Source organism: Hansschlegelia plantiphila (assembly GCF_027922265.1).
Lineage (GTDB): Bacteria > Pseudomonadota > Alphaproteobacteria > Rhizobiales > Methylopilaceae > Methylopila > Methylopila plantiphila.
Window position 1 is genome coordinate 140,001 of record NZ_BSFI01000008.1, and the last position, 18,028, is coordinate 158,028.

Sequence of the window (18,028 nt, forward strand, 5' to 3'; positions counted from 1 at the left end):
GCGGGTCGCGACGGCTATGGAATCGCCTCGGTGATGGCGGGCCAGCGGCTTCGCGTGCTGATGGGCCGCTCGGCGGCGCCGGGCCTCAACCGTCTCCAACCGGTGCGCGTCAGCCTGCTCGACGCGGAGGGAGGCCATATCGGCTCGGTCGCGCTGTCCGACATGGGCGACTATGTGGCGGTGGCCGAGCTCAGCGACCTCTCCGACGAACCGGTCGGCGACGAGGACGGCGGCGACGACGCGGAGCCCGCGGCCGCCGGCGGCGGCCGGATGCGGCTCTACAACGGCCTTTACGAAGCCGCGCTGCGCAACAGCGTGCCGAAGCCGGTCATCGACGAGATGGTGCGGATCGTCGCCTACGACATCGACTTCAACAAGCCGGTCGGCCCGACCGACGATTTCGAGGTGTTCTACTGCGATCCGAACGAGCCGGGCGGCGACGGCGAGGTCGCCTTCATGTCGCTCAGGATCGGCGGCGAGCAGCGCCGCTTCTATCGCTTCGAGACCGAGGACGACGGCTTCACCGACTATTACGACGACGCCGGCAAGTCGGCGAAAAAGTTCCTGATGCGCAAGCCGATGAACGGCGGCGTCATGCGCTCCGGCTTCGGCTTCCGCCGCCATCCGGTGCTCGGCTACTCCAAGATGCACACCGGCGTCGACTGGGCCGCCCCCACCGGCACGCCGATCGTGGCCTCGGGCAACGGCACGGTCGAGAAGGCCGGCTGGGTCAACGGCTACGGCCGCCAGGTCCGCCTGCAGCACTCGAACGGCTACGAGACCACCTACAACCACATGTCCGGCATCGGCCGCGGCGTCGCCCCCGGCGCCACGGTCAAGCAGGGTCAGATCGTCGGCTTCGTCGGCTCGACCGGCCTGTCGACCGGATCGCATCTCCACTACGAGGTGCTGATCAACGGCCGCTTCGTGAACCCTATGACGATCAAGCTCCCGCGCGGCCGCGAACTCGACGGCGAAACCCTCGCCGCCTTCGAGAAGGAGCGCGAGCGCATCGACGGCCTTCTCGGCCGCGGGCCGACCACCGCCGCGAAGGCGGGCGGAACGGACAACGGCGGCTAGGCCGCCCCCGCAAAACAAAGCGCCGACACGTTCACCGTCTCAAACCACAGCGCCGTCGTGGTCCGGCTCGACCGGACCACCCATCTCGGGCGTCGAGCGCTGCGGGAAACATGGGTCCTCCGGTCAGGCCGGAGGACGACGGCGGGGTTGTTTCGAATGAAAACGGGCGGCCCTTGGGCCGCCCGTCTTGTTCGTCACGCGGCGGCCGACACGGTCCGCCGCCCGACGACCAGCCCGGAGCCCGTCGCCGTCACGGGCACGCGCTCGCCGTCCTTGATCGCGCCGGACAGGATCGCCTCCGCGAGCGGATCCTGCACGTATTTCTGAATCACCCGCTTCAGCGGCCGCGCCCCGTAGGCCGGGTCGTAGCCCTTCTCGGCGAGCCAGAGGCGCGCGCTGTCGTCGAGGTCGAGCGTGATCTTGCGGTCGTCGAGCAGGGTCTTCAGCCGCTGGAGCTGGATGTCCACGATCGCGCCCATCTGGTCCCGCTTCAGGCGGTGGAACAGCACGATGTCGTCGACCCGGTTCAGGAACTCCGGCCGGAAGTGCTGACGCACCACGGCCATCACCTGATCGCGCACGGCGTCGGTGTCCTCGCCCTCGGGCTGGTTGACCAGATACTCGGACCCGAGGTTTGAGGTCATGATCAGCAGCACGTTGCGGAAGTCGACGGTGCGCCCCTGCCCGTCGGTCAGCCGGCCGTCGTCGAGAACCTGCAGCAGGATGTTGAACACATCCGGATGCGCCTTCTCGATCTCGTCGAACAGCACGACCTGATAGGGCCGGCGCCGGACGGCCTCGGTCAGCGCGCCGCCCTCCTCGTAGCCGACATAGCCGGGAGGCGCGCCGATCAGCCTGCTGACGGAGTGCTTCTCCATGTATTCCGACATGTCGATGCGCACCATCGCCTGGTCGTCGTCGAACAGGAACGACGCGAGCGCCTTGGTCAGCTCGGTCTTGCCGACGCCGGTCGGCCCCAGAAACATGAAGGAGCCGATCGGCCGGTTCGGGTCCTGGAGACCAGCCCTCGCCCGGCGCACCGCGGTCGAGACCGCCTGCACCGCCTCGCCTTGGCCCACCACGCGCTTCGCCAGTTCGTCCTCCATGCGGAGCAGCTTGGCGCGCTCGCCCTCGAGCATCCGGTCGACCGGCACGCCGGTCCAGCGCGACACGATCTGGGCGATGCGGTCCGCGGTCACGACCTCCTCGACCATAGAGCCGGCCCCCGCCTCGGCGGCCTCGGTCTCCTTGAGCTCGCTCTCGAGCTTCGGGATCACGCCATAGGCGAGCTCGCCGGCGCGGGCGAGGTTGCCCTGCCGTTGCGCCTGCTCGAGCTCGATGCGGGCCTGGTCGAGGTTCTCCTTCAGCTTCTGGGCGCGGCCGAGCTTGTCCTTCTCGGTCTGCCAGCGGGCCGTGAGGCCGTCGGCCTCCTCCTGAAGATTTGCGAGCTCCTCCTCGAGCCGCACGAGCCGGTCCTTGGAGGCGTCGTCGGTCTCCTTCTTCAGCGCCTCCCGCTCGATCTTGAGCTGGATGATGCGCCGGTCGAGCTCGTCGAGCGCCTCGGGCTTCGAATCGACCTGCATGCGCAACCGCGCGGAGGCCTCGTCGACGAGGTCGATCGCCTTGTCGGGAAGGAAGCGGTCCGTGATGTAGCGGTTCGACAGCGTCGCCGCGGCGACGAGCGCCGAGTCGGCGATCCGCACGCCGTGGTGCAGCTCATACTTCTCCTTGATGCCGCGCAGGATCGAGATCGTGTCCTCGACGGTCGGCTCGGAGACGAACACCGGCTGGAAGCGACGGGCGAGCGCCGCGTCCTTCTCGACGTGCTTGCGGTACTCCTCGAGCGTGGTCGCGCCGACGCAGTGCAGCTCGCCGCGCGCGAGCGCGGGCTTCAGCAGATTGGAGGCGTCCATCGCCCCGTCGGCCTTTCCCGCGCCGACCAGCGTGTGCATCTCGTCGATGAACAGGATGACGCCGCCGGCCGCCGCGGTGACCTCGGAGAGCACGGCCTTCAGGCGCTCCTCGAATTCGCCGCGATACTTCGCGCCCGCGATCAGCGCGCCGAGGTCGAGGGCGAGCAGCCGTTTGTCCTTGAGAGACTCGGGCACGTCGCCATTGACGATCCGAAGCGCGAGCCCCTCGACGATCGCCGTCTTGCCGACGCCGGGCTCGCCGATCAGCACCGGGTTGTTCTTGGTGCGGCGCGACAGCACCTGGATCGTGCGGCGGATCTCCTCGTCGCGGCCGATCACCGGATCGAGCTTGCCGTCGCGCGCCACCTCGGTGAGGTCGCGGGCGTATTTCTTCAGCGCGTCATAGCTGTTCTCGGCCGTCGCCGAATCCGCGGTGCGGCCCTTGCGGAGCTCCTCGATCGCCGTGTTCAGCGACTGCGCGGTGACGCCGGCGGCGGCCAGCGCCTTGCCGGCCTCCGAATCCTTCTCGACCGCGAAGGCGGTGAGCAGGCGCTCGGCGGTGACGAACTGGTCGCCCGCCTTCTTCGCCAGATCCTCGGCGGTGGTGAAGACCCGCGCGGTGGCGGGCGCGAGATAGAGATTGCCGGCGCCCGAGCCGCCGACCTTGGCGACCTTGCGAAGCGACGCTTCGACGGCGGCGCGCGCGTCCGCCGAGCGGCCGCCCGCACGGTCGATCAGTCCGGAGGCAAGGCCTTCCGGATCGTCGAGCAGCACCTTCAGCACATGCTCCGGCAGAAGCTGCTGATGGCCTGCGTTGGTCGCCGCGGTCTGGGCGGCCTGAAGAAAGCCGCGAACGCGTTCGGTGTAGATTTCCGGATTCATGCCCACTCCCCTTTCGAGCGCGCCGACGTCGCCGCTGCCGTTGACCGGCCTCCGCGGCCGGCGATCGCTCGCCGGTCAGCGCCTCCATGACGAACCGCCCCGTGGGGCGGCTGGAAGGCCCCGTCTGGCGGCCTCCCCAGCGACGATATGGGTGTTGCCATTTCGCCACGGAAGGGGAAGCTACCTCCTCCCGAGTGCAAAACATTGATATCGGTCAAGAGGTCCATGACTCATCCCACCGGCCGCATCGTCGCCCTGCGCCGTTTCCCTGTGAAGGGGCTATCGCCGGAACCGCTTTCGGCGGTCGCGGTCGAGGCCGGAAAGCAGATCGAGGGCGACCGCGCCTTCGCCATCGAGAACGGCCCCTCCGGTTTCGATCCGGAAAGCCCGGCCTTCATCCCGAAGTTCAAGTTTCTCTGCCTGATGAAGAACGAGCGGCTCGCGAGCCTGGCGACCTCGTTCGATCCGGCCTCCGGTCTTCTGACCGTCCGCCGCGACGGCGAGGTGGCGCTCGAGGCCGACCTCCGGTCGGACGACGGCAGGCGGGCCGTCGGGGCGTGGTTTTCCGAGTTCATGGGAGAGGAGCTGAACGGGCCGCTCAAGGTTCTGCCCGCGCCCGGCGAGCACACCTTCTCCGACACCGCGCTCGGGGTGGTCTCGATCATCAACCGCGCGAGCGTCGCCGCCGTCGAGGACATGGTCGGACGACCGGTTGATCCGCTGCGGTTCCGCGGCAACATCGAGATCGAAGGCTTCGGGCCTTGGGAGGAGCTCGACTGGGTCGGTCGGGAGCTCATCGTCGGCGCCGTCCGGATGAAGATCGTCAAACGGACGGTCCGCTGCGCGGCGACCAACGTCGACCCGGTCACGGCCGAGCGCGACATGAAGATTCCCGCGACGCTCATGAAGACGCTCGGCCACGCCGATTGCGGCGTCTATGGCGAGGTCGTCGCTGGCGGCCTGATCGAGGTCGGCGCGCCGGTCGCGCTCGTCTGACGAAAAAAGCCGGAGCGGCGAGCGCTCCGGCTTTCATCAAACACCCGCCGGATTAACCCGGAATCATCCCGGATTAACCGGCGTCGCCGATGCGTTCACTCCGAGGCGGGCTCGGGCGTCGGCGCCGGCGCGTCGTCCGCGCCGCCCTCTTCGCCCGCGGCCCCGCGGCCGAACCGACCGTAGCGACGCCGCCGACCACGCGGCGCGGGAGCCTTCGTCCCGTCCTCGTTCATCGCGTCGGCCTCAGCCGCCGGAGCGGCGTCGGGCTCGCTCGTGATCGCCGGAGCGGGCGAGACCGGGGCCGGAGCGAACGCCGGAGCCTCGGGCGCGGGGCGCGCCGGAGCTGGCTCACCGGTGATGAAGGCCGGCAGATCGCCGATGAACGGCTGCTCGTCGGTCCGCTCCGGGCGCGGCGCGCGGTCGTTGCGATCGCTGCGTTCCTGAGGGCGATCGTTGCGGTTGTCCGCCCGATCTGCGCGCTCGGGACGGCTGTCCTGCCGCGGCCTGTCGTTGCGATCCGGCCGCCGCTGCTCGCCGTCGCGACCGTTCTGACTGTAGGCGTTCGGCCGCTGCTGATTGTTGTTGTTGTTGCCGTTGAAGCGCTGCTGATTGGGCTGCCCGCCAGCATTCTGCTGGGCCGCCGCATTCTGCTGCATATAGGCTTGGCCGTTCGGCTCGCCGGCGTCCGGATTGTCCTCGTCGTACTCGCCGTCGTTATAATCTTCGGAGTCGGCGCGCACGAAGGTCTGGTTCGGCTGGTACTGCGCCTGGGCGGCGGCCAGCAGCCGGTAATAATGCTCGGCGTGCTGGAGATAATTCTCCGCCGCGACCGGATCGCCCGAGGTCAGCGCGTCCCGGGACAGTTGCACGTACTTGTCGGCGATCGTGCCGGCCGTGCCCCGAATCTTCACATCCGGCCCGTTGGACTCGTAGGACCGGGTCAGCGGGTTCGGGCCCTTGCCGCCACCGCCGCCGCCGCCGTTACCGCCGCCACCACCACCGCCGCCACGGCTGCGCCCACGCATCCGCTTCGACTGTCCTTGCCTCATAGGGTTCAAGATCAACACTCGTCTTGCTGTGATGGCCCTAAGACCGGGAGCGATCGCGCGTGACCGATCCGCCGGGCGCAGCGGCCGAGGTTCGCCGGCCTCTCAGCCGCCCGAAACCCGAGCGTCGCGCTTCTCCCTCACCGGAGCGTAAAGCTCCGAGAGGAGATCCGGCTTGATCGAAGCTTTGCGTCGATCTTTCGGAGCCCACCGCGACCGTCTGTCGAAACCGGCGAACGTCCCGAAACCATTCATCCGTCGCTCACTGGCTCGCCTCGTGAGGATCGAGCGGGCGTCAGACGATTCCTGTTACGAACATAGACATCGCCCCCGGAGATTCCAAGGCTTTTTTACCGATTACCCGACATCGGTCCGCGCCCCGCCACCAAGGCGCGGGGAACCCCGGCGAGGTCGGGAACGATACGGCGGATCTTGAGACCTGCATCGAGCGCCAATCCGGACACCTCCGGCCCCTGCCCGGCGCCGAGCTCGAGAACCATCGCCGCGCCCGGCGACAACAGCGGGGCCGCCTGGCCAAGGATTTCGCGGTAGTGGTGCAGACCATCCGGTCCGCCGTCGAGCGCAAGTCTGGGATCGTGGTCGCGAACGTCCTTGTCGAGCTCGGCTATTTCGCCGCTGACGATGTAGGGCGGGTTCGACACCACAAGGTCGAAAGAGCCGCTGATCGACGCCGACCAGTCGCCGACCACGAACCCGGTTCGGCCGCCAAGACCAAGCGCCTGCGCATTCGCTCGCGCCGTCGCCGCGGCGACGGGCGAAAGATCGACGCCCACCCCGAACGCTTCCGGAAGTTCGCTCATCACGGCGAGGAGCAGGCATCCGCTGCCCGTTCCGAGGTCGAGAACCCGAAGCGGACGATCCGGGTCGCCGACTTCGGCGAGCGCCGCTTCCACCACCGTCTCGGTGTCTGGTCGCGGGACAAGGGTCTCGGGCGCCAGCGCGAAGTCCAGCCCCCAGAACTCACGCCGGCCCGTGATGCGGGCAACCGGTTCGCCCGCGATCCGCCTCTCGACCAGCCTATCGAGACAGTCGGAATCGCCCAGGGCAATCGGCACGTTTCCATCGGCGAGCAGTATGGCGTGGTCGATTCCGAACGCCTCCAGCGCCAGCAGACGGGCGTCGAGTTGGGGACTGGCGACGTCGGCCGCCGCCAGCCGCGCCGCGGCCCGGCGGACCGCTTCGCGCCGCGTCACGCCGCGGCGTCTTCGGCTGCGAGCAGACGGGCGCGCTGCTCGGCGGACAGCGCGTCGACGATCTCGCCGAGAGCGGCGCCCTCCATAACGGCGTCGAGCTTGTAGAGCGTCAGGCCGATGCGGTGATCGGTGACCCGGCCTTGCGGGAAATTGTAGGTGCGGATGCGTTCGGACCTGTCGCCGGAGCCGACCTGCCCACGCCTTGCGTCGGCTCGCGCGCCGTCGAGGCGCTCGCGCTCGATGTCGAACAGCTTGGCGCGCAGCAGTCCGAGCGCGCGCGCCTTATTGCGGTGCTGGGAGCGCTCGTCCTGTACCGCGACGGCTATTCCTGTCGGCAGATGCGTTATCCGCACCGCCGATTCCGTCTTGTTCACGTGCTGCCCGCCGGCCCCGGACGCGCGGAACACGTCGAAGCGAAGCTCGGACTCGTCGAGTTCGACGTCGACCTCTTCGGCCTCGGGAAGCACCGCCACTGTCGCAGCCGAGGTGTGGATGCGGCCGGAGCCCTCCGTCGCCGGCACCCGCTGGACGCGGTGGACGCCTGATTCGAACTTAAGCCGAGCGTAGACGTTCGCACCGTCGATCTGGGCGATGATCTCCTTGAAGCCGCCGACCGCGCCTTCGCTGACGCTGAGGATCTCGACCCGCCAGCCCTGCGCCTCGGCGTATCGCTGATACATCCGGAACAGTGCGCCCGCGAACAGCGCGGCCTCGTCCCCTCCCGTGCCCGCGCGCACCTCGAGAATGACGCCGCGGGCGTCGGCGGCATCTTTCGGCAGCAGTTCGATCTGCAACGCCTCGACGGCCGCGTTGCGCCGCGCGCGGGCCTCCTCCCGCTCGGCCTCGGCGAGCGCCCGCATCTCAGCGTCGGAGCCCGCGTCGCCGATCAGCCCGTCGAGGTCCGCGATCTCCGTCTCCGTCGCCCGGAGCGCGTTGATGGCCTCGACGACGGGCTCAAGCTCGGCGCGTTCACGCCCGAGCCGCGCGAGCGCGTCGCCTTCAGTCGTCTGCCCGAGCGCGTGTTCGACCGCCGCAAAGCGTTCGAGCACGGAATCGAGTCGGTCCGCTGGAAGTCCGGGGCTCACGGCTCGACCTGCAGTCCTCGCTTGGCGGCGAAGGCCTTCAATTCCGGGCGGATCGAGCAGGCGCCGTCGGCGCGCGCCAGCAACGGCTCGATGAACGCCGCGAGCTCCGCCGCATCAGCGTCGAGCAGAGCGGCCTTGACGGGTCCGATCGAGGCCGGCGACATCGACAGCGACCGATAGCCGATCCCGAGAAGCGCCATCGCCTCGAGCGGGCGTGAACCGATTTCGCCGCACAGCGTCACAGGCGTGCCGGCTTCCCGCGCCCTCCCGACGACGTGAGCGAGCGCGCGGAGAAAACCGGGGCTCAACGGGTCGAACCGCGTCGCGACGCGCGCGTTGCCGCGGTCGACTGCGAACAGGAACTGCATCAGGTCGTTCGAGCCGACCGAGACGAAATCGGCGCGCGCAAGGATCTCGTCGAGCTGGAAAAGCAGCGACGGCACCTCGATCATGACGCCGAGCTGGAGCGAGGACGGCAGCGGATGGCCGTGCTTCACAAGCCTGGCGTGCTCCTTCCGCACGAAATCGCGGGCTGCGTCGAATTCCGAGACACACGCGACCATCGGAAACATGATCCGCAGATCCCGGCCGCCGGCGGCGTTCAGCAGCGCCCTGATCTGGGTGCGCAGCAGCGCCGGCCGATCGAGACCAAGCCTGATCGCACGCCAGCCGAGCGCCGGATTTTCCTCGGCCTCGGCCCGCATGTAGGGAAGAATCTTGTCGCCGCCGACGTCCAGCGTGCGGAAGGTCACAGGCTTGCCGTCAGCTGCGTCCAGCACCGCGCGGTAAAGCTGCTGCTGAGCGGCCGTGCGCGGCATCGATGACGCGACCATGAACTGCAGCTCGGTGCGGAACAGGCCGACGCCGGCCGCGCCGGTCTCCCGGATGTGAGGCAGGTCGACGAGCAGGCCGGCGTTCAGCATTAGCGCGACGTCGGCGCCGTCGCGCGTCTTCGACGGCCGGTCGCGCAACGCGCGATACTGCTCCTGCTTGCGGGCCCGGAACCGGACCTTGTCGACGTAGGAGCGCTCGACGTCGCCGGGCGGGCGGATATGGATGTCGCCGGAGACGCCGTCCACGATGATGGCGTCGCCGCTCTCGACGAGACCGGTGGCGTTCTCGATCTGGCCGACCGCCGCAATGCCGAGCGCCCGCGCCACGATCACCACATGGCTCGAAGCCGACCCCTCCTCCAGAACAAGGCCGCGAAGGCGGGTGCGATCATAGTCAAGCAACGCCGCGGGACCCATCGAGCGCGCGACCACGATCGCGTTCTCCGGCAGCTCCTTCATCTCAGGCGCCATGCCCTTGCCGGGCGACACCAATTCGCGAAGCAGGCGGTTCGCGAGATCGTCGAGATCGTGCAGCCGCTCACGGAGATAGGGATCGGTCTGTCGCTGCATCCGCGCGCGGGTGTCCGATTGAACGCGCTCAACCGCCGCCTCAGCGGTCAGGCCCGTCAGGACAGCCTCCTGCAGACGCCGCCCCCAGCCCCGGTCATTGGCGAACATGCGAAAGGCCTCGAGCACGTCGCGGTGCTCGCCGGCCCTGGCGACGTCGCCGTCATCGATCAACACGTCGAGCGACGCGCGCAGCCCCGCGAGCGCCGATTCAAGCCGCTGCAGTTCGGTCGCGGAATCCTCTGCGATCAGCTTCTTCACGACGACCCGCGGCTCGTGCAGCACGACATGGCCGAGACCGATGCCCTCCGACAAAGCCACTCCGGTCGCGTGCGCCGGCCGATTTCCGATCGGTCCAGGATCTTCGGGGCCGGCGAGCTCGCCGCTCGCGATCATCTCGGCGATCACCATGGCGGTGGTCTGGAGCGCCTCGATCTCCTCGTCCGAATAAGTCCGGTGCGACTTGTTCTGGACGACGAGCACGCCGAGCGTGTTGCCCGACCGCAGGATCGGGACGCCAAGGAACGAGTGATAGATCTCTTCGCCCGTCTCCGGCTTGTAGGAGAAGGAGGGATGCGACTGCGCGTCCGAGAGATTGACCGGCTCGGCCTCGTCCGCGACGAGGCCGACGAGGCCCTCGCCCTTGCGCATCAACGTCCTGTGGACGGCCGAGCGGTTGAGGCCTTCGGTGGCGTAGAGCTCAAGGTCGCCGCCCGCGCGCAGCACATAGACCGAGCAGACCTCGGCGACCATGTTGCCCGCGATCAGGAAGACAATGCGGTCGAGGCGCTCCTGGGCCGTAACCGGCTCCGCCATGACCTCGCGCAGCCGGCGCAAAAGCACGCGCGGGCCGCCATACGCGCCTCGCATCTTCCGCTCTCCGGATCGGGGGACGTTCCCCCGCGTTCATTCGCGTCTGCTGAGTGTGACCCGCGGTCGCCCGCCCGAAAGGCCCGCCGCGTCAGGCCTTGTCGAGCCCGTATACCGAATGCAGCGTTCTGACGGCAAGTTCGGCATAGGCCGTGTCGATCAGCACCGAGATCTTGATCTCCGACGTCGTGATCGCACGGATGTTGACGCCGCGCTTCGCCAGCGCCTCGAAGGCTTGCGCCGCGACGCCGGCGTGGCTGCGCATGCCGATGCCGATCACCGAGACCTTGCAGGCGTCAGCCTCGGTGTTGAGGGCGGCGAAACCGATCTCGTTCTGCTTGGCGTTCAGGATTTCGAGCGCGCGCGGCTGGTCGGAGGTCGGCAGCGTGAAGGTGATGTCCGTCGTCTTGCCGTCCTCGGAGATGTTCTGGACGATCATGTCGACATTGATCGCGGCGTCCGCCAGCGGCCCGAAAACGCCGGCTGCGACGCCGGGACGGTCCTGGACGCGGCGCAGGGTGATCTGCGCTTCGTCCTTGGTGTAGGCGATGCCAGTGACGACCTGATGTTCCACGATCTCGTCCTCGTCGCAGATGAGAGTTCCGGGCGGAAGACCGCCCGCCTGACCCTGGGGAGCGTCCGGCGCGTCGAAGCTCGACCGTACGAACACGCGCACCTTGTGCACCATAGCCATCTCGACGGAGCGCACTTGGAGAACCTTGGCGCCGAGCGACGCCATCTCCAGCATCTCCTCGAACGCGATGCGGTCCAGCCGGCGCGCCTGCGGCACGATGCGCGGATCCGTCGTATAGACCCCGTCGACATCCGTATAGATGTCGCATCGGTCGGCGTTCACGGCGGCGGCGACAGCGACCGCGCTGGTGTCCGAGCCGCCGCGTCCGAGCGTTGCGATCCGGTTGTTCGGCGCGATGCCCTGGAACCCAGCGATGACCGGCACCTGCGCGTCCGTCATGCGCGAGATCAGCGTCTCGCCGTCGATCGAGGCGATGCGGGCCGAACCATGCGCCTCGTCAGTGCGCAGCGGTATCTGCCAGCCCTGGAACGAGCGGGCGGCGACGCCCATGCTCTGCAGCACGATCGCGAGCAGGCCCGAGGTGATCTGCTCGCCGGAGGCGACGATGGCGTCATACTCCCGCGCGTCATGCAGCGGCGAAGCCTCGCGCGTCCACGCGACGAGCTGGTTGGTGGCGCCCGCCATCGCCGAGACGACGACAGCCACCTCGTGGCCGGCGTCGACCTCGCGCTTCACATGCGCCGCAACGTTGCGGATGCGCTCGACGGTCGCGACAGACGTGCCGCCGAACTTCATGACGATACGGGACATGGGGGAAAATGCGGCTTTCGGGCGTTACTGACGCGCCCCGCGGGTGAACCGCCGGGCGAAAACGCGGCTATATAGCCCGCGGGTCGAGCCCGACACAACGCCGGAGGAAGGCGCGACATGGCGATGTCCGACAAAGCGACCGCAAGCCTCGACGCGGAGGAGGTCGCACGCTTCGATGCGCTCGCGTCGCGCTGGTGGGATCTCGACGGCCCGATGAAGCCGCTGCACCGCTTCAATCCGGCGCGAGTCGCGATCTTCCGCGACGCGATCTCCGCGCGGTTTTCGCTCGACGCCCGCAGCATGCGGCCGCTCGAAGGACTGCGCGTCCTCGACGTCGGCTGCGGCGCGGGCGTGCTGTCGGAGCCGCTCGCCCGGTTAGGAGCCGAGGTCACGGGGATCGATCCCGCGCCGGAGCTCGTAGCGGTGGCGGAACGCCACGCAAGGGATCAGGCTCTCAGTATTTTCTATCGTGCGGCGGCGGCGGAGACGCTCGTCGCCGAAGGCGCATCGTTCGATGTCGTTGTGGCGTCGGAAGTGGTCGAGCACGTCGTCGATGCGCCGGACTTCGTCGCAACGATCGGCCGGCTGGTCCGGCCCGGCGGACTCGCGCTGTTCTCGACGATCAACCGGACGCTGGCCGCCCATGCGCTCGTCATCATCAGCGCTGAATACGTGCTGCGCTGGCTGCCGCGCGGAACCCACTCCTACGACAAGTTCGTCACCCCGGCCGAACTCAACGACGCATGCGTGAGAGCAGGACTTGAGCCCACAGACCTCCGGGGCATCAAGTTCGACCCGCTCAGGAACGTCTGGCGGACGAGCGACGACACCGCCGTGAACTATACGCTCGCCGCCGCAAGAGCCGGTTGAGGGGAGCGACCGCGGAGCCGGCGTGATCAGTTCACGTCGTCGGGAAACTGCGGCAGCGGCTGGATCGCCACGCCTTCCTCGACAAGCGCTCTCGCCTCCTCGGCCGAAGCCCGGCCGCGGATCGAACGGCGCTCGATCTCTTCCGAGTGCATCTTCCGCGCGACCTCCGGAAAGCGCTCACCGACGTCCTCCGAGGTTTCGTTCACATGCCGGCGGAGCTCGCGGAGCAGGGTGCGGAGCTTCTGATCCGTCTCCTGCACAAGCGCGACCTCTCCCGAACCGTCCGGCGCCGACGGCTCGGCTCTGTCAGCCGCCGGGGTCGAGCCACTGGAAAGCGCCGGCGCCATCAGCGCCTTGCGGACGCGACCAACGCCGCAGACCGGGCAGGACAGCAGGCCTCGCTCCGCCTGGACGTCGTAATCCGACGAGGAGCGGAACCAGACGTCGAAGCCATGGCCGGCGTCGCAGAGCAGGTCGTAGCGAATCATGTGCGTGCGCTCAGGCGCCGACGTCGCGAAGCGCGGTCGGTTCGCTCGGAAGCGGCTGCACGCCGAAGCGTCTGCCGTTCTCGAGCGCAGGAATGCGGCGGCGGATCTCGGGCGACTTCGCCAGATCGATCTCGGCGAGGATGACCCCCGGCGCGTCGTCGGCCTCCGCGAGCACCCGCCCCCAGGGATCGACGATCAGGCTGTGCCCGTAGGTCTCGCGTCCGTCTTCATGCGCTCCGCCTTGCGCCGCCGCCACCACGAAGGAGCCGGTCTCGACCGCCCGGGCGCGCAGCAGCACGTGCCAGTGCGCCGCGCCGGTCTGCTTGGTGAAGGCTGCAGGCGAGGCCAGAATTTCGGCGCCGTTCTCCGCGAGCGCCCGGTGGAGCGTCGGGAACCGCACGTCGTAGCAGATGGTCAGCCCGAGCCGGCCCCAGGGAAGCTGGACGGTCACGGCCTGCTCGCCGGCGCGGTAGGTCTCCGATTCCCGCCACGTCTCGCCATCGGGAAGGTCGACGTCGAACATGTGGATCTTGTCGTAGCGCGCGACGATCTCGCCCTGCGGATCGATCACATAGCTGCGGTTGGCGGCACGCTCGCCTTCGAGCCTTACGGCGAGCGACCCGATATGCAGCCAGACGCCGGTGGCGCGGGCGAGCTCCTGGAAGGCCGCAAGCGCAGGACAGACGTCTTCCGGCATGATCGCGGCGAACAGCTCGGCGCGGGAGCGCACCAGAATGTTGGTCATCTCCGGCGTCTGGACGTAGGCGGCGCCCGCGTCGGCGGCCTCGCGGACCAGCCGCGCGGCTTCGTCGACATTCTTCGAGATGGTCCGGCCCGACCGCATCTGCACGCAGGCGGCGACGAATGTGCGGCCAGTCGCCGTCATGCGGCGAGCAAGGGATCGAGGCCGCCGGCTCGATCGAGGGCGTATAGGTCGTCGCAGCCGCCGACATGCCGGCCGTCGATGAAGATTTGGGGCACGGTGGTGCGTCCCTCCGCCCGCTCGATCATTTCGGCCCGGCGACCCGGATCGCGGCCGATGTCGATCTCCTCGAAGACGACGCCTTTCCGGCCGAGCAGGTCCTTAGCCATGTCGCAGTAGGGACAGGTGGACCGCGTGAAGATCGTCACGGACGGCATTGGCATCCTCGGCGAGATGATCGGATCACCGACGATATAGAAGGTCAGCCGTCCTTCACAACAAGCGCGAACACCAGCACGTCGACCGAACTAGCGCCCGCCCGCCTGACCAGCCGCGACAGACGGTCGACGGTCGCGCCCGTGGTCAGCACGTCGTCGACCAGAACCACCCGCCGCCCTCGAAGCGCGGCGGCCGCTCCGTCGGCGATGCGGAAGGCGCCCGCGAGGTTCTCAGCTCGTTGGGCTGCGGTCAGCCCGACCTGCGGCCGCGTCGCCTTGACGCGAAGGAGGAGATCGGCGCGAAGCTCGGCCTTGGTCGCACGCGCGGCCTCCCTGGCGAGCAACGCCGCCTGGTTGAACCGCCTCCTCCACAGCCGTCCGCGATGCAGCGGGACCGGCAGGACGAGCGTCTCGGGAGTCAGCAGTTCGTGGCCAGCCCGCGCCATCATCGCACCGAGCGGTCTGGCGAGGTGGACGCCGTCGGCGTATTTCAGCCGATGGACGAGCTCCCGAGCCGCGCCATCGAACCGCGCGACGGCGCGGGCCCTGTCATAGGCCGGCGGATTGGCGATCGCCGCCGGCGACAGCAGACCGGGTCCGTAATCCGCCGGGAACGGCGCGCCGAGCCGCTCGCAATACGGCCGCTCGATCAACCTCAGCCCGCTCCAGCAGGCCACGCAAAGGCCGCCCGCCTCCGTCACGGGCTTGGCGCAGGCCAGGCATTGCGGCGGCAGCGCAAAATCGAGCAGGGCGCGTCCCGCGACGTTCGCGGCGCGCCTCGCGCCAGCGATCCAGCCGTCGAAACGATCGATGAACGGAGGCGCCACGAAGAGCATCGCAACTCGGCTCGCGCTGGACTAAACGGATTGTCCGCATGCCGCTCCGGAGCAGTCAATGCCAGTGCTGAACAAGATTCTCGGCGACTTCATCCGCGTCGGTTCGCTGACGATCATCGACGCCAAGGGCCGGAGGCACGTGCTCGCCGGCGCACCGGGACCGACCGTCACGATCCGGCTACATGACACCAAGCTTCACAGGCAGCTGCTGCTGAAGCCCGAGCTCTATACGGGCGAGGCCTATATGGACGGCAGGCTCACCATCGAACAGGGCACGCTTCGCGACCTGCTCACGCTCTACGGCCTGAACCGCACCAGCCTGCGCGCGCAGCCGATCCAGAAGACCATGCGGGCGTGGGTGAAGCGGCTGCGCGGCCTCGCGCCCAAAAACGACGTCAAGCGCTCCAAGAAGAACGTCGAGGCGCATTACGACCTGTCGAACGAGATGTACCGGCTCTTCCTCGACGAAGGCCTCAACTACTCCTGCGCCTATTACCGATCGCCGGACGACACGCTTGAGGCGGCGCAGGTCAACAAGCTCAGGCACATCGCGGCGAAGCTCGACCTGAAGCCTGGACAGAAGATCCTCGACATCGGCTGCGGCTGGGGCTCGATGGCGATCTATCTGGCGCGGGCTTGCGACGTGGAGGTGCTGGGCGTCACGCTGTCGACGCAGCAGCACGCGCTCGCGACCCAGCGCGCCGCGGAAGCCGGGCTTTCGGACCGCGTGCGCTTCGAGTTGCGGGACTACCGGGAGGTGGAGGGCCGGTTCGACCGCATCGTCTCGGTCGGCATGTTCGAGCATGTCGGGCTCGCGAACCTCGCGCCCTTCTTCACGAAAGTGCGCCAGCTGCTGACCGACGACGGCGTCGCGCTGCTGCACTCGATCGGGCGCAAGGGCGGCCCAGGCTCAACCGGCGCCTGGGTGAAGAAGTACATCTTCCCCGGCGGCTACGCGCCAGCGCTCTCCGAGACGATGACGGCGATCGAGCAGGCGAAGCTCTGGGTCACGGACGTCGAGATCTGGCGGCTGCACTACGCAGAGACGCTGCTCGCCTGGGGCGGCCGCTTCGCCGCCAACCGCGACAAGGCGGCGGCCCTGCTCGGCGAGCGCTTCTGCCGGATGTGGGAGTTCTATCTCCTGATCAGCGAGTTCAGCTTCCGCTACGGCAAGCACATGGTCTTCCACATCCAGCTCACCAAGAACGTCGACACGCTGCCGCTCGCCCGCGACTACATCACGGAAGCCGAGCGACGGCTGCAGGACGGCGAGACCGTCTCGGCGCCTCCGGCATGACCCCGGCTGCATAGACCAATGAGCGAGCCGCTGCGCTTTATCGACCGCCGCGCGCTCGGCCTCCGCCTCGCTCGGGCGGCGCGCTCAGGCGGCGGCCCCGATTTCCTGCGCGCGCGCGTGGCAGAAGACGTCGCGGACAGGCTGGCCGCGACGCTGCGAGTCTTCCCGGTCGCGCTCGACCTCGCTTCGCCGGGCCTGGATGTCCGCAGGGTTCTCGATGGCCGGGCACCTGGCGCGACGACCTTCCGCGCGACTCCCCGCGAACGCGACGGCGGGGCGCTGGTCTGCGATCTCGAAGCCCTGCCTTTCGCGGCCGATCGTCTCGATCTCGTCGTCTCGAGCCTCGCGCTGCAGTTCGTGGACGATCTGCCGGGCGTCTTCGCCCAAATCCGGCGGGCGCTCCGGCCAGACGGGCTGTTCATGGCGGCCCTGCTCGGCGGAGACACGCTCGTCGAACTGAGAAACGCCTTCGCCGCCGCGGAGGTCGAGATCGAGGGCGGCGTCAGCCCGCGGGTCCTGCCTTTCGCAGATGTGAGGGCGCTCGGCGGTCTGCTCCAGCGTGCGGGCTTCACCCTGCCAGTCACGGACGTCGACCGCGTCACGGTGCGTTACGACAGCCCGTTCGGGCTGATGGCGGATCTGCGCGCATGGGGCGCGACCAACACCCTTGTAGAACGGCGGCGGACGCCGCTGCGCCGCGCGACGCTCGCGCGCGCTCTGGACATCTACGCGCAGCGTTATTCGGACCCCGACGGCCGCGTCCGCGCGACGTTTGAAATCATCTGGCTATCAGGCTGGGCGCCGCATCCGGATCAACAGAAGCCGCTGAAACCCGGCAGCGCCGAGGCGAGGCTGGCGGACGCCCTCGGCGTGCTGGAAGGAGAAGTTCGGCCTAAGGGTTCGCCGGAAACGCCGCGTTGACCTTGCTGTAGTAGTTTGTGTTGAGCGAACCGCCGGTTCCAAACACCGTGGCCGCCACGGCGCAGGCCAGCCCCACGGCGATCATGGCGTATTCGATTGCGGTGGCGCCGCGTTCGTTTCGTATGAAGGCCCGGATGATCCACCGCGCCTGCCCGCCCTGCTTCGACATCTTCGTCCTTCGCGGAGGCCGCGGTTTCAGGAGACTTTCAGCGTCAGAGCAAGTCGACGAGGTGCGCGATCAGCGGCTCGTCGGCCGGCGGCATCGGGAAGTCGCGGAGCCGTTCCGGGCGCACCCAGCGCGTCGCCTGGCCTTCAAGACCCGTCACGAGCCCCGTCCAGCGCCGGCACACATAAAGCGGCATCAACAGATGGAACGTCTCGTAGGCGTGGCTTGCGAAGGTAAGCGGAGCAAGACAGGGCTCCTCGACCCTGATGCCGAGTTCTTCGGCCAGTTCCCGGATCAAGGTTTCTTCCGGACGCTCGCCGGCCTCGACCTTCCCGCCTGGAAACTCCCAGAGCCCCGCCAGCGTCTTGCCTTCCGGACGCTGCGCGATGAGCACGCGGCCGTCGGCGTCGACGAGGGCGCAGGCGACGACCAGGACGAGCTTTGGCCTCGCGTCCGCAACCGTCATGATCGGGGGCGCA

General features: G+C 68.5%; 17 protein-coding genes (1 of these 17 running past the window's edge). 5 read left to right on the top strand and 12 right to left on the bottom strand.

From position 1 onward, the window contains the following. On the top strand, window positions 1-1,080 hold the 3' portion of the coding sequence (locus PKE75_RS10480; protein ID WP_271168674.1) for a M23 family metallopeptidase. It extends 915 nt beyond the left edge of the window; the window shows 1,080 of its 1,995 coding nt (coding positions 916-1,995); the start codon falls outside the window, past its left edge; it ends in the stop codon at window positions 1,078-1,080. A 194-nt stretch (window positions 1,081-1,274) separates the two neighbouring features. Here PKE75_RS10480 and clpB read toward each other — a convergent pair whose 3' ends face one another. Then, window positions 1,275-3,875: an ATP-dependent chaperone ClpB gene (gene clpB / locus PKE75_RS10485; RefSeq protein ID WP_271168675.1), complete on the bottom strand. Its 2,601-nt coding sequence runs from the start codon at window positions 3,873-3,875 to the stop codon at window positions 1,275-1,277. Between the two features lie 225 nt (window positions 3,876-4,100). Between clpB and PKE75_RS10490 the strand changes: the two genes are divergently transcribed. Continuing rightward, complete coding sequence (locus PKE75_RS10490) at window positions 4,101-4,871, top strand: MOSC domain-containing protein (protein ID WP_271168676.1); 771 nt, start codon at window positions 4,101-4,103, stop codon at window positions 4,869-4,871. A 95-nt stretch (window positions 4,872-4,966) separates the two neighbouring features. Here the strand turns inward: PKE75_RS10490 and PKE75_RS10495 are convergent, their stop codons facing one another. From PKE75_RS10495 to PKE75_RS10515, 5 genes are all read right to left on the bottom strand, one after another. Continuing rightward, window positions 4,967-5,896 (bottom strand): DUF4167 domain-containing protein, encoded by a 930-nt coding sequence (locus PKE75_RS10495; protein ID WP_271168677.1) that lies wholly within the window; start codon window positions 5,894-5,896, stop codon window positions 4,967-4,969. A gap of 371 nt (window positions 5,897-6,267) precedes the next feature. Then, complete coding sequence (gene prmC, locus PKE75_RS10500) at window positions 6,268-7,131, bottom strand: peptide chain release factor N(5)-glutamine methyltransferase (protein WP_271168678.1); 864 nt, start codon at window positions 7,129-7,131, stop codon at window positions 6,268-6,270. Further along, window positions 7,128-8,180, bottom strand: a complete 1,053-nt coding sequence (gene prfA, locus PKE75_RS10505; protein ID WP_428979131.1) for a peptide chain release factor 1 — start codon at window positions 8,178-8,180, stop codon at window positions 7,128-7,130. The genes prmC and prfA overlap by 4 nt, the downstream gene beginning before the upstream one ends. Window positions 8,181-8,212: 32 nt before the next feature. Then, window positions 8,213-10,486: a phosphoenolpyruvate--protein phosphotransferase gene (gene ptsP / locus PKE75_RS10510; RefSeq protein WP_271168680.1), complete on the bottom strand. Its 2,274-nt coding sequence runs from the start codon at window positions 10,484-10,486 to the stop codon at window positions 8,213-8,215. Between the two features lie 91 nt (window positions 10,487-10,577). Continuing rightward, on the bottom strand, window positions 10,578-11,831 hold the full coding sequence (locus tag PKE75_RS10515; RefSeq protein WP_271168681.1) for an aspartate kinase: 1,254 nt from the start codon (window positions 11,829-11,831) through the stop codon (window positions 10,578-10,580). Window positions 11,832-11,954: 123 nt separating this feature from the next. Between PKE75_RS10515 and ubiG the strand changes: the two genes are divergently transcribed. Beyond that, a complete protein-coding gene (ubiG, locus tag PKE75_RS10520) occupies window positions 11,955-12,701 on the top strand; it encodes a bifunctional 2-polyprenyl-6-hydroxyphenol methylase/3-demethylubiquinol 3-O-methyltransferase UbiG (protein WP_271169175.1) in 747 nt (248 codons plus the stop codon). A 26-nt stretch (window positions 12,702-12,727) separates the two neighbouring features. On the opposite strand, the gene PKE75_RS10525 is transcribed toward ubiG, so the two are convergent. Genes PKE75_RS10525 through PKE75_RS10540 form a run of 4 tightly spaced genes read right to left on the bottom strand, consistent with a single transcriptional unit; the run spans window position 12,728 to window position 15,156 of the window. Then, window positions 12,728-13,189, bottom strand: coding sequence for a DUF1178 family protein (locus PKE75_RS10525; protein ID WP_271168682.1), 462 nt, complete (start codon window positions 13,187-13,189; stop codon window positions 12,728-12,730). A 10-nt stretch (window positions 13,190-13,199) separates the two neighbouring features. Further along, on the bottom strand, window positions 13,200-14,075 hold the full coding sequence (locus tag PKE75_RS10530) for a carbon-nitrogen hydrolase family protein (protein ID WP_271168683.1): 876 nt from the start codon (window positions 14,073-14,075) through the stop codon (window positions 13,200-13,202). Continuing rightward, window positions 14,072-14,329 (bottom strand): glutaredoxin 3, encoded by a 258-nt coding sequence (grxC, locus tag PKE75_RS10535; RefSeq protein ID WP_271168684.1) that lies wholly within the window; start codon window positions 14,327-14,329, stop codon window positions 14,072-14,074. Before grxC ends, PKE75_RS10530 begins: the two co-directional genes overlap by 4 nt. A 44-nt stretch (window positions 14,330-14,373) precedes the next feature. After that, window positions 14,374-15,156 (bottom strand): ComF family protein, encoded by a 783-nt coding sequence (locus PKE75_RS10540; RefSeq protein WP_428979139.1) that lies wholly within the window; start codon window positions 15,154-15,156, stop codon window positions 14,374-14,376. Window positions 15,157-15,223: 67 nt separating this feature from the next. On the opposite strand from PKE75_RS10540, the gene PKE75_RS10545 reads away from it, so the two are divergent. Both PKE75_RS10545 and PKE75_RS10550 read left to right on the top strand, forming a co-directional pair. Then, entirely contained in the window at window positions 15,224-16,462 is a 1,239-nt protein-coding gene (locus PKE75_RS10545; RefSeq protein WP_271168686.1) for an SAM-dependent methyltransferase, read from the top strand. Window positions 16,463-16,480: 18 nt separating this feature from the next. Beyond that, on the top strand, window positions 16,481-17,383 hold the full coding sequence (locus tag PKE75_RS10550) for a methyltransferase domain-containing protein (protein ID WP_271168687.1): 903 nt from the start codon (window positions 16,481-16,483) through the stop codon (window positions 17,381-17,383). Here the strand turns inward: PKE75_RS10550 and PKE75_RS10555 are convergent. Then, entirely contained in the window at window positions 17,355-17,552 is a 198-nt protein-coding gene (locus tag PKE75_RS10555; protein ID WP_271168688.1) for a Flp family type IVb pilin, read from the bottom strand. The two genes, PKE75_RS10550 and PKE75_RS10555, sit on opposite strands and share 29 nt — an antisense overlap. A 43-nt stretch (window positions 17,553-17,595) precedes the next feature. After that, window positions 17,596-18,015: a (deoxy)nucleoside triphosphate pyrophosphohydrolase gene (locus tag PKE75_RS10560; RefSeq protein WP_271168689.1), complete on the bottom strand. Its 420-nt coding sequence runs from the start codon at window positions 18,013-18,015 to the stop codon at window positions 17,596-17,598. Between the last annotated feature and the right edge of the window lie 13 nt (window positions 18,016-18,028).

Bases quoted from the DNA above. Each gene is read 5' to 3' on its own strand.
- PKE75_RS10490 (WP_271168676.1), top strand. From the start codon at position 4,101: ATGACTCATCCCACCGGCCGCATCGTCGCCCTGCGCCGTTTCCCTGTG.
- PKE75_RS10545 (WP_271168686.1), top strand. From the start codon at position 15,224: ATGCCAGTGCTGAACAAGATTCTCGGCGACTTCATCCGCGTCGGTTCG.
- PKE75_RS10550 (WP_271168687.1), top strand. From the start codon at position 16,481: ATGAGCGAGCCGCTGCGCTTTATCGACCGCCGCGCGCTCGGCCTCCGC.
- PKE75_RS10530 (WP_271168683.1), bottom strand. From the start codon at position 14,075: ATGACGGCGACTGGCCGCACATTCGTCGCCGCCTGCGTGCAGATGCGG.
- PKE75_RS10515 (WP_271168681.1), bottom strand. From the start codon at position 11,831: ATGTCCCGTATCGTCATGAAGTTCGGCGGCACGTCTGTCGCGACCGTC.
- ptsP (WP_271168680.1), bottom strand. From the start codon at position 10,486: ATGCGAGGCGCGTATGGCGGCCCGCGCGTGCTTTTGCGCCGGCTGCGC.
- PKE75_RS10560 (WP_271168689.1), bottom strand. From the start codon at position 18,015: ATGACGGTTGCGGACGCGAGGCCAAAGCTCGTCCTGGTCGTCGCCTGC.
- PKE75_RS10525 (WP_271168682.1), bottom strand. From the start codon at position 13,189: ATGATTCGCTACGACCTGCTCTGCGACGCCGGCCATGGCTTCGACGTC.
- PKE75_RS10495 (WP_271168677.1), bottom strand. From the start codon at position 5,896: ATGCGTGGGCGCAGCCGTGGCGGCGGTGGTGGTGGCGGCGGTAACGGC.
- PKE75_RS10555 (WP_271168688.1), bottom strand. From the start codon at position 17,552: ATGTCGAAGCAGGGCGGGCAGGCGCGGTGGATCATCCGGGCCTTCATA.
- clpB (WP_271168675.1), bottom strand. From the start codon at position 3,875: ATGAATCCGGAAATCTACACCGAACGCGTTCGCGGCTTTCTTCAGGCC.
- grxC (WP_271168684.1), bottom strand. From the start codon at position 14,329: ATGCCGTCCGTGACGATCTTCACGCGGTCCACCTGTCCCTACTGCGAC.
- ubiG (WP_271169175.1), top strand. From the start codon at position 11,955: ATGTCCGACAAAGCGACCGCAAGCCTCGACGCGGAGGAGGTCGCACGC.